The following is a 12,721-nucleotide window of genomic DNA, read 5'->3' as shown; positions in this document are numbered from 1 at the left end:
CCGTCGATAGGAGGAAAGGTAGTGATGTGGCTCACCCCCGCACTACCCCCGAAAGGGGGTAAGAGTGACTTCGGTCACGACTTGTATGCAATGGTAACGAGTTTCACGACCTCGAACGCAACATGGGCCGCACGATTCATTTCTCACGAATCGGGCGACCCACGCTGAGCGGAGTCAAAATCCAAAGCTACGGATCAAGCCTTACCGGCAGCCCCGAACAGTTCCTGACGGATCTCTCCCCACACCGTGGCGTAGGAGTCGATGATCGGTTCCGAGATCCACTTGGACTCCCCCGCTTGAACTTTCGCGAGAGCATCCGAGAAGAGATCCTGGTAGCGGGACAACCGCGGAACGATCGCTGACAGATCGTCGAAGAGGTTTGCGGCTCGACGATCCAGCTCCGCAAGGGAATCCGCGTCCGCACTGCCGATCAGCGCGACGAATTCCTCGTCCAGAGGCAGGAAAGTCTCGTACACCTCGCCGATGGAGTCCTCGTCGATCGAAACCCGCTCCGCGTCCAGCTGATCTTCGAGTTCTGCCAAACCCTTGTCGGTCAGGCTGATGGCGTCTTCCGCTTCGACCGCTTTGCCCTGCGCGACAAGTGCGTCGTACGCAGCTTGACCGGAGGCCGCGCTGACGCCCAGGTGCTCGGCCAGGACGACCGCTCCGACCCGCTCCTTGAGACGTACTGCCTGGAGCAGCGCCAACTCGTCCACATTGCCAGCGAAGGCCATCGATTTCTCCTACTCACGTGCCGCCACTGCGGCTCCAGCATCTCAGCGGACACCCAAGGGTTTCCGCAGCCCGACAAAGGGCTCGACAGAATCAGATCACACGCTGATCGATCGTTGTGAAGTCACCGCAGCAAGCCGGCTGTCAGGCGACGGTATCGACCTGATCGGGAATCACGCTGCCGTCCTCGCGAGTGACGGCGCCTTTGGCCCCAGCCTCGTCGGTGTACGCGTCGGTCGAGCAACGATAAGGTGCATCCGCCTGGGATTTCGGTTCGATGAACATGGGGTTGACCAGCCATTTTCCATCACTGTTGTCGTAGGCGTTGCACATCAGTTCAGGGTTGTTGCGGTTGATCACCAGACGCGCACCGGTCGCATCTCCGAGGAAGGTCACGTCGGTGACAGAATCACCGGCAGCAAATACCTGACGTCGATCGGCGGCCAACTGCTCGAACGCCGTAGACCCGACGACCCCGTAGACAACCTCGTTGACCTGGCACCGCTTGCCGTCGATGTACGGAATGACCGAGTCGTCGCCGTCCGCAACGCCACCACATCCACGAAGGCGGCCGGTCAGAACACCGTCCTCGGCGATCGGCCGCACACCCATCACGTGATCGGCGTCCAATCCCAGCTGTTCCGCCCAGACTCGAACTACCGGTTCGGCCGACGCGGAGATGATCCGCACGTCGAATCCATGAGCGCCGAGGGATTTCACCAAATCTTCGATTTGCGCGTAGTAACGCACCGAGCCGTCGACTTCCGTGGTACCGACGATCTGATCGGATCCTTCTGCGGCAGCTAGATTCTCGGCGCGTGCGGCGCGCGCGTACTCGGTGATCTCGTCCTCGGTGTGCCCCGCCATCAACTGCACGGCCCACGCGTACGCTGCCTTGGTCCGGCGGTGATCGTAACCGTCGAATGCGGCCTGCCCGTCGCGAGTCTTCTCTTCGAGTACCGCAACGATCTCGTCGGCGCAGTCGACGTCGGTGCTGGTTGCCAACGGTTGTCCCGGCGCGGTCTCCGAGCCACAGGCGGCGGAAAGTGCGGCAGCGCCGGCTGGCGTCATGAAGCGACTGGTGGTTGCCCAGTCCCCTCCGGCAGGCTGTAACACCTTGTTGTTCTTGATCATCCAGAAGGCAGTGGCGCTTCCGATGTCGTTCTTGACAACTGTGTTGTCCCAGTCGAAGAGCGCCAACGGAGCACCCTTATCGACATCACCTGCAGCACCGCACGTCCCGAACTCCGCGATCATGGAGTCCAGCTTCGTTCGGTTGTCGCCGTACCAGACAAGACCTGAATCCAGTGGCGCGCAGGATGAACCACTCTGCGCCGCATCCTCTTTCGGAGCACTTTCGGTTGAACTACAAGCAGTTGCACTCAACAGAACACTACCTACGGCCAACGCGCACAGGGCGCGGGCATGCAGCGAACGGAACATCGATTCCCTCGTTTTCGTCGTGATTCGGGTACGACGGCACACCCGAGTGTCGATCGACCCGGGTATGCCGTGCAGCTGTCAATTAATCGAGCGTCAGCACTTCTCCCGACGCAACGGCGTCGGCGCGAGAGGTGTCCTTGAGGTCGACGCCGGAGCGGCCCAACTGGCGCGCTCCCGCCACCAGCCCCAGGACGACACGAGCGGCCTGCTCGTATCCGAGCCCCTCGGGTGGGTGGACGTTGGAAATGCAGTTTCGATCCGCGTCGGTGCGACCGACGCGTGGAAGGTGAGTCAGATAGATCCCGACGCTGTCCGCAACAGAGAGCCCTGGACGTTCGCCGATCAGGACGATCGCCGTCTGCACTCCCATCGCGGCGGCGATGTGATCGCCCAGTGCCACACGCGCGTTCGTGGCGATCACGGGCGGCGCTATGGAATACCGCTCTCCCAGCACCGTGACCAACGCGGACAGGAGTTGTTCGCCGTGGTCCATCAGCGCGCGCGGCGACAGTCCGTCGGCGAGGATGAACCCGATCTCCTTGTCAGAACTCGAGATCGCACTCAGGTCGGCAGGCTGGCGTCCCAGATCTGGTCTCCGGAGATACTCGCTGCGCGAGGAGACACTGCTCGCCACGACCACCGGTGCCCCGATACCCACCCCTTCGACCCGACTGGCAAGCGTCTGCGAATCGAGTGGCTCGTGGACTGCGTCGCGAGCGGCGGCGTGCGCTGCCTTGAATTCGAGAACCCGCTTCGTGGGCAACGAATCACCGGCGCGACCCAACCCGATACGCGATTGTGTGGTCTTGCGCAGTGGACCCCAGAAATCGAGGATCGGAGCCTGATCTTCGGTCATGAGTTCACCGTCAAAGCCCGCAGCGGCGACATTTCGGCGTCGATCGGAAGAACCCGACCGTTTGCGTCGGTCATCCCCAAATTGTGGAGCCAGGTCTCGAACTCCGGGGCGGGCTGCAAACCGAGGACCTTGCGTACGTACAGCGCGTCGTGGAACGCCAGACTTTGATAGCCGAGCATCACGTCGTCGGCGCCAGGAACCGCGATCACGAACGCAGCGCCGGCGACGCCCAGCAGGGTGAGGAGGTTGTCCATGTCGTCTTGATCGGCTTCGGCGTGGTTGGTGTAGCAGACGTCCACTCCCATCGGCAGCCCGAGCAGTTTTCCGCAGAAGTGATCTTCCAAGCCCGCACGAATGATCTGCTTGCCGTCGTAGAGATACTCGGGGCCGATGAAGCCGACCACCGTGTTGACCAGCAGCGGTTCGAGATCACGTGCCACCGCGTATGCCCGGGTTTCGAGTGTCTGCTGATCGACCGGGGCTCCGCCGGTGCCGTGGTGCGCCCCAGAACTCAGGGCGGACCCCTGACCCGTCTCGAGGTACATGACGTTGTTGCCGACCGTTCCGCGGTTCAACGAACGCCCGGCCTCGTTGCCCTCGCGCAACAGCGGAATGTTCACTCCGAAACCGGAGTTGGCGCCTTCGGTGCCGGCGATCGATTGGAAAACCAGATCGACCGGTACCCCCGATTCGATCAGTCCGATCGTGGTGGTCACGTGCGAGAGCACACACGACTGAGTTGGGATCTCGAAACGCTGACGGATGTCGTCGAGCAGGTGGAGCAGATCCGAGGTGGCCTGGGGAGAGTCCGTCGCGGGATTGATACCGATGACGGCGTCGCCGCATCCCATCAGGAGACCGTCGAGTGTTGCCGCCGCGATGCCGCGTGGATCGTCCGTCGGATGATTTGGTTGCAGTCGAGTGCTCAACCGACCAGGCAGACCGATGGTCGTACGGAACCCCGCGGTGACCGTGATGGCCTTGGCGACAGCGATCAGGTCCTGATTGCGCATGATCTTGCTTACCGCGGCAACCATTTCCGGGGTGAGCCCGGGACTGACGGCAGACAAGCGTGCGGAAGCTTCCGGCGCCGACGCCGTCTCGAGCAACCAGTCCCGCAGTCCGCCGACGGTCAGGTGTGCCACCGGTGCAAAGGCCAGGCGATCGTGGCTGTCGATGATGAGCCGAGTCACCTCGTCGTCCTCGTACGGAACCACAAGATCCTCGAGGAATACCGTCAGGGGAAGGTCAGCCAGAACCCATTGGGCAGCAGCGCGTTCGGCGTCGGAGCTTGCCGCGCAACCGGCGAGCTCGTCGCCCGAGCGCAGCGGTGTCGCCTTCGCCATCAGATCGACGAGACCGTCGAACGAGTAGTTGGTTCCGGATACCTGCTGGTGATACTTGGCCATCCCGCGACTCATCCCAATTCTTCTTCCGCCTGTGCAAGTACAGCAAACTCCTCGTCCGGCGAGTTGGCAACAAGGTGGTGGCGACTGTAGAGACCGAAGTACGCCATGAGAACACCGAAGGCGACCAACGTCAGCAGTGCCGCAACGGGATCCACCAGGAAGGTTGCCACCACGGACACCGCTGCGATCACGAGTGCAAACGAGGTGGTGGCGATACCGCCGGGAGTGCGGTACGGGCGCGGCATGTTCGGCTCACGCTTGCGAAGGACGATGTGACTCACCATCATCAGGACGTAGCTGACTGCCGCGCCGAACACGGCCATGTTGAGCAACATGGCACCTTCACCGGTGAGCGAGAGCGCGAAGCCGATGATTCCGGGAACGACGAGAGCAAGAGTGGGTGCCTTGCGCTTGTTGGTCACCGACAGGTTCTTCGGCAGGTAGCCGGCACGTGAGAGCGCGAACGTCTGACGCGAATATGCGTACATGATCGAGAAGAAGCTCGCGACCAGACCGGCAAGCCCGATGTAGTTGACCGCCTTTGCCGCTCCGCTGTCCCCCAGAGCCTCGACGAGCGGATTTCCGGAGGTGGACAGGGCGTCGGCACCGAGCGCGCCCGTGGCGAGAAAGAGGACCGTTGCGCCTGTGACGATCAGGATCAACATGCTGATGATGATGCCGCGCGGGACGTTCTTCTCCGGCTCGCGTGCTTCCTCGGCGGCCAGCGGTACACCTTCGACGGCGAGGAAGAACCAGATCGCGAAGGGCACGGCGGCCCAAATTCCCAGCAGACCGAACGGCAGGAACGACGACGATCCGACTGCGCTGGTGTCGACGGCGATATCGGTGAGGTTGGACGAATCGAAAAGGCCGACAGCCGAAACCGCGAACACGACCAGGCCGACGAGTGCGATGGCCGTGATGATGAACATCGCCTTGAGTGCCTCACCGGCACCGGTGAGGTGAATGCCGATGAAGATCGCATACACCGCGAGGTACACCCACCACCCGTCGGTGATCCCGAACAGGTTCAGGGACTCGACGTACGCACCGATGAACGTCGCGATCGCCGCGGGCGCTATCGAGTACTCGATGAGAATTGCTGTGCCGGTGGCAAATCCGCCCCAGGGACCCATGGCCCGTCTGGCGAACGTGTACCCGCCACCCGCAGCCGGAAGCGCCGAAGACATCTCGGCCATACCGAGCACCATCGCCAGGTACATACCCGCGATGACGACGGCCGCGATGAGAAGGCCACCGAAGCCGCCTTCGGCCAGCCCGTTGTTCCAGCCGGCGTAGTCACCGGAAATCACATAGCTGACGCCCAACCCCGCAAGCAGCACCCACCCTGCTGTTCCCTTTCGGAGTGTTCGTTTCTCCAGATACGAATTGTCTTCCGCGTGAAAGTCGGCGCCGTCGTGGTGTGCACCCGCGGCACCGGCGTTTTTGCCGGTTGCGTGGTCGGAAAGAGACATGTCCATCCTCTGAATCGGTCAAGAATGAGACGACGCACGGTGGATGCGTCGCGTGAAATGAACGGTATGTGGGCGATGTACGGAGAAGGTCGCCTGGAGATGACCGCGCTGTTAACTGGCTGTCATGTGGTCGGCCCCCGAGTTTCTTCAGGCCCGGCGCGCCGCACCCGGCACCGGGCAGGCATCGACGGCCTCGGCGACCACCTGGGGAACCGTCGGCGGCAAAGGCCGCACGCCCGCTTCCCAATCGGCGCCGACGAGAATGCTCGACGCGCCGAGTGCTTCGTTCTCTTCCGGCGTGAATGCCCTTGCTCGACTGAGGAATCTGAATCCTTCAGGAGACTCCAAGCTGAATCCACCGCCTCGCCCGGGCACGACGTCCAGAACCAACTGGGTGTGCTTCCAGGCTTCGAACTGTGATCCGGAATTCCAGACCTGTACAGCGTCCGTTCCGGTGGGAAGGTCTTCGGGAATCTCTCCGACCGCAAGCCGGAGGTCGACAATTCCAAGTAGTACGTCACGGTCTCCGACGATGAATTCCCCTGAGGGATAACACATCGGGGCGGAGCCGTCACAGCATCCACCGGATTGATGCATCATCAGTTCGCCGTGAGTCCCGCTGAGGCGGCGCAGGAGGTCAGCCGCCCCAGCGGTGGTCACCAACCGAGGTGGAACGGCGCCGGTATCGGGTGTGACCGTGGCGCTCATTCCAACCTCCGTGTTGTTGTGCAGGTGTGCATGTTGCAGTCGTGCTCACCGGCACCCGCAGCGAGGGGCTCACGGGTGCCGGGGGTCGATCAGAAGAAGCCCTGAGCCTTCTGGGCGTAGCTGACCAGGAGGTTCTTGGTCTGCTGGTAGTGCGAGAGCATCATCAGGTGGTTCTCGCGGCCGATGCCGGACTGCTTGTATCCACCGAAGGCGGCGTGTGCCGGGTACTGGTGGTACGTGTTGGTCCAGACGCGACCGGCCTGGATGTCACGGCCAGCGCGGTACGCAACTCCGCCGTCGCGGGACCAGACACCGGCACCCAAACCGTAGAGGGTGTCGTTGGCGATTTCGATGGCCTCGTCGTAGTCCTTGAACGAGGTGACCGAGACGACTGGTCCGAAGATCTCCTCCTGGAAGATGCGCATCTTGTTGTTGCCGGTGAAGACAGTCGGCTGGACGTAGTAGCCGCCGGACAGGTCTCCGCCGAGTTCGGCCCGCTCGCCGCCGGTGATGACCTTGGCGCCTTCGGCCTTGCCGATCTCGATGTACGAGAGGATCTTCTCGAGCTGGTCGTTGCTGGCCTGCGCGCCGATCATGGTGTCGGTGTCGAGCGGATCTCCTTGGCGCACAGCCTTGGTGCGGATGGCTGCCATCGCGAGGAACTCGTCGAAGATGTCTTCCTGGATCAGCGAACGCGACGGGCAGGTGCAGACCTCGCCCTGGTTGAGGGCGAACATCGTGAAGCCCTCGAGCGCCTTGTCTTGGTAGTCGTCGTTGGAAGCGAGAACGTCGGAGAAGAAGATGTTGGGGCTCTTGCCACCGAGTTCGAGGGTGACGGGGATGAGGTTCTGCGATGCGTACTGCATGATCAAGCGACCGGTGGTGGTTTCGCCGGTGAACGCGATCTTCTTGATTCGCGGGCTCGACGCCAGCGGCTTTCCGGCCTCGACGCCGAAGCCGTTGACGATGTTGAGAACACCGGCAGGCAGCAGGTCACCGATGATGCCGATGAGGTGCAGGATCGAGACGGGTGTCTGCTCGGCAGGCTTGAGCACGATGGCATTGCCGGCAGCGAGGGCGGGCGCAAGCTTCCACACGGCCATGAGGATCGGGAAGTTCCACGGAATGATCTGACCGACTACACCGAGCGGCTCGTGGAAGTGGTAGGCCACGGTGTCGGAATTGATCTCCGAGAGCGAACCTTCCTGTGCGCGAATAGCTCCCGCGAAGTAACGGAAGTGATCGATGGCGAGCGGAATGTCGGCGTTGAGGGTCTCGCGGATCGGCTTGCCGTTGTCCCACGACTCGGCGAGTGCGATGGATTCGAGGTTCTCCTCCATACGATCAGCGATCTTGTTCAAGATGATCGCGCGCTCGGCGACCGAGGTCTTGCCCCAGGCCGGAGCTGCTGCGTGCGCTGCGTCGAGAGCGAGCTCGATGTCTTCTGCGGTGGAACGGGCCACATCACAGAAATTCTGTCCGGTCACCGGTGTCGGGTTCTCGAAGTACTGGCCCTTGACCGGAGCAACCCATTCGTTGCCGATCCAGTTGTCGTATCGAGACTGGAAGGACATGATCGCGTCGGCGGTACCTGGGCGGGCGTACACGGTCATTGCAAGCTCCTATGTAAACGTGTTCTTCCTGGGCGCACCCACCAAATCGGTGACTGCAATCCCACCCCCCGGTGGGGTGTGATTCACAACACTAGGAGTTGCAACGTTGCAAGTACGTTGCGTGCGAGAGACGCAGCTGAGTCTCAGATGCCCAATTGGCGGTCGAGGAGATCAATTCTTGCTTGGACCTGCGAATACAGCGGAGATTGCGGATCCAACGTGGACAGGTAGGCCTCCCACACGACGGAGTCTTCGCGGCCGTGTACGGACGTGGTCCACCGGGCCAGAAGGTTGGCGTCACCTCCACGCAGCAGAGCCGCCTGCACCCTGGTGCGCAGTTCTTCCCGCACCTCTTCGATACCGGGAGAGGCCGAGCCGGCCAGCACGGGGCCCGAATACAGTTTCATCGCCGTCGCCGCGTCGCCGCGATCCAACGCCGCCCGCACGTCGCCGACGTCTGTCGTGAACTCCGTGATGATCCGATAGGGGCGCGAAGCCAGCCGGTCAGCGCCGAAAACCTTACGAAGCCGCGACATTTCCGCGCGAATGGTCACTGCGTCGAGTTCACCCTCGTCGAGCAGGACCGCAAGGTGGTCGGAGCTGAGACCTTCCGGATGCTCGGAGAGCAGAAGGAGAATCTCGGCGTGACGCTGCGAAATCGGGATTCGGTCGCCGCCGCGAACCAACGTCGGCCGGCCTGCACCGAAGGTCTCGAGGCGTGGAGCCGTGGCACTGAGCGGGATGGGCGAGTTCAAGAGGTGGAATCGCAATTCCGATTCGGCGGCAGCAACAGTTGCACGGATCAGCGACAGCACTTCGGGTACCGCGACCCTGGGTCCACCGGTGATGTCGATGGCACCGAGGATCTGACCAGTGGTGGGATCGTGGACAGGGGCGGCCGAACAACTCCAGTCGTGCACGGTTCGGTTGAAATGCTCGGATCCGAAAATCTGTACGGAGTGATCGAGAGCAAGCGCCGTTCCCGGCGCGTTGGTACCGACACGATCTTCGCTCCAGTCGGCGCCTTCGACGAAGTTCATGGACAACGCCTTGTCCTTGGCCGAATTGTCACCCTCTACCCAGAGCAGTCGACCGTGTGCGTCACTGATCGCGATCAGCAAGCCGGTCTCGGCAGCATCTTCCACCAGCAGTTTCCGGATCACTGGTCGTATCAGGGACATGGGATGCGCGGATCGATATTTCTCGAGCTCGAGCCCTTCGAGCATTTCAGGGTTGCCGACAACGTCGGGATTTACTCCCTTGTTGCGGCTCCGCATCCAGGATTCGAGCACGACCGAACGGACATGGGAGTCGTCGGTAAGTCCTTGTCCGGGCACGCCCCGGGCATCGATGAACGACTGATGGGCAGACGAAAGTCGCCGCGCTAGTAACGCGACGTCATCGCCTGGCCTGACCGCCACCCACGGGTTGCCGGACACAGCCTGTTCACGTGCCATATTTTGCGTTCCTCCGCTCCGTGGACCACTGTAACGCCGATCACAACTCATCGGCGAGAACGACCATTCGGTTTGCCTGTCAGCCCCTGCCTGTTGCCGCTCCTGGTCACTCGTCACCGAGCAGGATGGCGCTTGCTCGCTCCGCGACCATCACCGCGGTCGCGTGCGGGCCGCGAGTCGGGATCGTCGGCAGGATTGACGTGTCAACAATACTGAGCCCTTGCGCACCGATCACACGGCACCGACCATCGACGACTGCGAACGGGTCCGACTCGACCCCCATCACGCAGCTACCGGACATATGTAAGGACGTACCGAGTCGGGATTCAATCCACTCGTCGGCGTACTCCACAACGGGGCGGTCGATCAATCCTGTCTCGGCGATCGACTCGAGAAGATTCTCGGCGATCTGCATCCCTTCCCGAATGGCGGCTCGATCGTGCGCCGACGCGACGTAGTTGTATCGAATACGCGGCGCCCCAGCGGGATCCCCCGATGCCAGTTCGATACTTCCCCGACTGCGCGGCGCCATGAGGACCACCCCGACGCCGTGATCCATGCGAGGCGCACCAGGAACCAGGTCCGTGAAAGACGCAGTGTACGGACGGATTTCGAGTTCAGCGAGATTGAGGGCCGTCTCCAGAACCGGAGTCTGTGATCGAATCGTGCGGGGCGTCGAAAAATAGTACGGCAGCAGCACTTCCGGGTGGTCGACGAAGTTCTGGCCGACGCCAGGTCGGTCGAGGATGACGGAAACTCCTTGCTCTGCAAGTTGTTCCGCCGGACCGATGCCGGAATTCAAGAGAATGTGTGGCGTCGCCACCGCACCCGAACACACGATCACGTGGTCGGCACGAATGCGCCGGACGTTACCGCCGTCGAATACGTCGACGCCGATCGCACGGGTTCCCGAGAACGCGATACGAATGACGTTCACGCCGGATTCCACCCGCAAATTCGGGCGGTGCAACACCGGCATCAGATAGGCGACCGCAGTACTGATCCGACGATGATCCGATACGTTCAGCGGCACCCGGCCGACGCCGAACGAGTCAGGCGCATTTTTGTCGACGTCGTCGGGAAAACCAGCTGCGAGTGCTGCGGCCTGGAACTCACCGCTCAGTGGATGCAGTTGGTCCCACGCTCGCCGCTCGACCGGGATCGGACCGCCGCTCCCGTGGAACTCGCCCTCGAAATCACGATCGGATTCGGACTTCTTGAAGTACGGCAATACGTCGTCGTATCGCCACGAACTCGGCCAGTTCTCGAAATCGGCGCGGGTTGCGCGGGTGAAGTACGCGCCGTTGACAGCCCCGGACCCACCGAGTGTCCGCCCGCGCGCGATCGTGGACGCCCGACGCGGTGTCAACTCGACCGGATACGTCCACGTGTATTCGCTCGCAGGTCCGACCGGCAGTCGGTACGGATCACTCAGGACGTCCGGAAGTTCGAGCGCCGAACGGTATCCGCTTCCCGATTCGAGGAGCATCACCGTGGCGGATGGATCTTCACTGAGCCTGGCTGCGACGACGCAGCCACACGTGCCACCACCGACAACCAGAAAATCTGCGTAGTCGGCTTCTGTCACTTGGTGATTCGAGGTTTCAGCGCCGCACAGTCGCGGGCGTCGAATGCGCCACGCCAGAGTCCGGCTCCATAAGCGATGTCGTCTGCTCGTTTGAAGAAGACGTACCGAACCGGTCCCAGTCCGCCTGGCTCACGGTGGCGATACCAGTCCACCAACCCTTCGGCGACGGCTGCTGCGACGGCCAGTCGTCGTATTCGACGGGAGGCGATCACCGCCAAGAGCGTCACGGGCCAGTAGTGACGACACATCGCCGATGCGAGTTGCCAGAATCCACCGACACACCCTTGCGCGGTGAGGATGGCCGCGATCCGGGTGGGCTGACTCAGACCGGTGAACATCTTTCGCAGCCGGTAGACGGTGAACAGCAAAGCGCCGAGAGCGCCGGCAAGACCGGAACGTGTCAGTGTTGCGGCGGCGATGCATGCGAAGAGCGTCGAGAACGACATCGCCATCGGCGGAACCGAACCCTCGTGCCTGGCAGCCAACGGCGCCGCACCCGTCCCGTAGAACGCACGCCTGGCGAACCACTTGTCGAACTGCACTCGATGATCGTGAGCGACGTGCGCTACCGGTTCGTACCTCAGACGCCAACCAGCAGCCTGTAGGCGCCAGCAGAAATCGACGTCCTCGGCTACTTCGAGACTCTCGTCGAAACCGTTGCATTCGAGCGCTACGTCGCGCCGGACGATCACGGCGGCGCTGGGGACATAGGCGACCGGACTGCCCGATTTCACCGCAGCTTCCTTGCGTCCGAGGTCGAGAGACGATCGCATGTTCTCGTACCGCGCCAGCGCCGTCCCGTATGGATCGAGGGCGACGATGCGGGGCGCAACGAGGGCAACCCCTGGATCGCTGAAGTGACCCAACATCAACTCGAGCCAACCGGCACGCGGGATGACGTCGGAGTCGAGGAAAGCTACGAAACGTGTTTGAGCCGAACGCAATCCCGAGTTTCGTGCCGCCGAGGGTCCGCGGGCGCTCTCGTGCCGCACTACTGTGATGGTGCCGGTGCCCGGGCAGGCTCGCCGAGGTTCCACCGGCACTTCCGAACCGTCGTCGACAACGATGACGGTCAGATCCTTGAGGACGGGCAGTAGGCGTTCGACGCCTGCCTGGTTGTCCTTGACCGGAATCACGACGGTGACATCCGCAGCGGACGGCGTCGACATCGGACGAGGATTCGCGACACCCGAATCGAGAAGGTGTCGCGCAACCGCAGCGCTCTGCTGATCGACCACCTCGAGGAAGCCGTCACCGATCATCGCCGCAGCCGTCGGAGCCAGCTTGAGCATCCGCGTCGGAGATCCGCCGATGAGTACCCGGCCACCCGAGTACGTGCGCACCTTGGGGTCCAACCGAATGCCGAAGCCGTCGGGGAGTCTTGCTGGTCGCATCAGGTGATCGTAAGGGACGTAGCCCGTCGTGCTGCAACTCGTCGCA

General features: G+C 62.5%; 10 protein-coding genes. All 10 read right to left on the bottom strand.

From position 1 onward, the window contains the following. Window positions 1-194 precede the first annotated feature (194 nt). The 10 genes from ACFQ6Y_RS25370 to mftF all read right to left on the bottom strand — a co-directional run bounded on the left by ACFQ6Y_RS25370 (window position 195) and on the right by mftF (window position 12,675). Window positions 195-734, bottom strand: a complete 540-nt coding sequence (locus ACFQ6Y_RS25370) for a hypothetical protein (protein ID WP_378638516.1) — start codon at window positions 732-734, stop codon at window positions 195-197. A 142-nt stretch (window positions 735-876) separates the two neighbouring features. Further along, the gene (locus ACFQ6Y_RS25365) at window positions 877-2,175 is read right to left on the bottom strand and encodes an HAD family hydrolase (protein ID WP_378638511.1); all 1,299 of its coding nucleotides are present in this window, start codon (window positions 2,173-2,175) and stop codon (window positions 877-879) included. Between the two features lie 82 nt (window positions 2,176-2,257). Continuing rightward, entirely contained in the window at window positions 2,258-3,031 is a 774-nt protein-coding gene (gene eutC, locus ACFQ6Y_RS25360; RefSeq protein WP_378537764.1) for an ethanolamine ammonia-lyase subunit EutC, read from the bottom strand. Next, window positions 3,028-4,440: an ethanolamine ammonia-lyase subunit EutB gene (locus ACFQ6Y_RS25355; RefSeq protein ID WP_378638508.1), complete on the bottom strand. Its 1,413-nt coding sequence runs from the start codon at window positions 4,438-4,440 to the stop codon at window positions 3,028-3,030. The genes eutC and ACFQ6Y_RS25355 overlap by 4 nt, the downstream gene beginning before the upstream one ends. Window positions 4,441-4,448: 8 nt before the next feature. Next, window positions 4,449-5,921: an ethanolamine permease gene (gene eat / locus ACFQ6Y_RS25350; protein WP_003941913.1), complete on the bottom strand. Its 1,473-nt coding sequence runs from the start codon at window positions 5,919-5,921 to the stop codon at window positions 4,449-4,451. A gap of 141 nt (window positions 5,922-6,062) precedes the next feature. Next, entirely contained in the window at window positions 6,063-6,623 is a 561-nt protein-coding gene (locus ACFQ6Y_RS25345) for a DUF779 domain-containing protein (RefSeq protein ID WP_378638504.1), read from the bottom strand. Between the two features lie 89 nt (window positions 6,624-6,712). Further along, window positions 6,713-8,236, bottom strand: coding sequence for an aldehyde dehydrogenase (gene adh, locus ACFQ6Y_RS25340; RefSeq protein WP_007730158.1), 1,524 nt, complete (start codon window positions 8,234-8,236; stop codon window positions 6,713-6,715). A gap of 143 nt (window positions 8,237-8,379) precedes the next feature. Then, the gene (locus ACFQ6Y_RS25335) at window positions 8,380-9,693 is read right to left on the bottom strand and encodes a helix-turn-helix domain-containing protein (RefSeq protein ID WP_019744245.1); all 1,314 of its coding nucleotides are present in this window, start codon (window positions 9,691-9,693) and stop codon (window positions 8,380-8,382) included. A gap of 106 nt (window positions 9,694-9,799) precedes the next feature. Beyond that, the gene (gene mftG / locus ACFQ6Y_RS25330; protein ID WP_378537758.1) at window positions 9,800-11,281 is read right to left on the bottom strand and encodes a mycofactocin system GMC family oxidoreductase MftG; all 1,482 of its coding nucleotides are present in this window, start codon (window positions 11,279-11,281) and stop codon (window positions 9,800-9,802) included. Next, complete coding sequence (mftF, locus tag ACFQ6Y_RS25325; RefSeq protein ID WP_378537756.1) at window positions 11,278-12,675, bottom strand: mycofactocin biosynthesis glycosyltransferase MftF; 1,398 nt, start codon at window positions 12,673-12,675, stop codon at window positions 11,278-11,280. The genes mftG and mftF overlap by 4 nt, the downstream gene beginning before the upstream one ends. Window positions 12,676-12,721: the final 46 nt, after the last annotated feature.

The organism is Rhodococcus sp. NPDC056516, assembly GCF_042794655.1.
Taxonomy (GTDB): Bacteria; Actinomycetota; Actinomycetes; order Mycobacteriales; family Mycobacteriaceae; genus Rhodococcus_F.
Note: the sequence above shows the minus strand (reverse complement) of the source record. Positions and strands in the feature narration are given on the sequence as shown.

What these genes read in the sequence shown, in the direction of transcription:
- adh (WP_007730158.1), bottom strand. Translation starts at nt 8,236, where the DNA reads ATGACCGTGTACGCCCGCCCAGGTACCGCCGACGCGATCATGTCCTTC.
- mftF (WP_378537756.1), bottom strand. Translation starts at nt 12,675, where the DNA reads ATGCGACCAGCAAGACTCCCCGACGGCTTCGGCATTCGGTTGGACCCC.
- eutC (WP_378537764.1), bottom strand. Translation starts at nt 3,031, where the DNA reads ATGACCGAAGATCAGGCTCCGATCCTCGATTTCTGGGGTCCACTGCGC.
- ACFQ6Y_RS25365 (WP_378638511.1), bottom strand. Translation starts at nt 2,175, where the DNA reads ATGTTCCGTTCGCTGCATGCCCGCGCCCTGTGCGCGTTGGCCGTAGGT.
- ACFQ6Y_RS25370 (WP_378638516.1), bottom strand. Translation starts at nt 734, where the DNA reads ATGGCCTTCGCTGGCAATGTGGACGAGTTGGCGCTGCTCCAGGCAGTA.
- ACFQ6Y_RS25335 (WP_019744245.1), bottom strand. Translation starts at nt 9,693, where the DNA reads ATGGCACGTGAACAGGCTGTGTCCGGCAACCCGTGGGTGGCGGTCAGG.
- eat (WP_003941913.1), bottom strand. Translation starts at nt 5,921, where the DNA reads ATGGACATGTCTCTTTCCGACCACGCAACCGGCAAAAACGCCGGTGCC.
- ACFQ6Y_RS25345 (WP_378638504.1), bottom strand. Translation starts at nt 6,623, where the DNA reads ATGAGCGCCACGGTCACACCCGATACCGGCGCCGTTCCACCTCGGTTG.
- ACFQ6Y_RS25355 (WP_378638508.1), bottom strand. Translation starts at nt 4,440, where the DNA reads ATGGCCAAGTATCACCAGCAGGTATCCGGAACCAACTACTCGTTCGAC.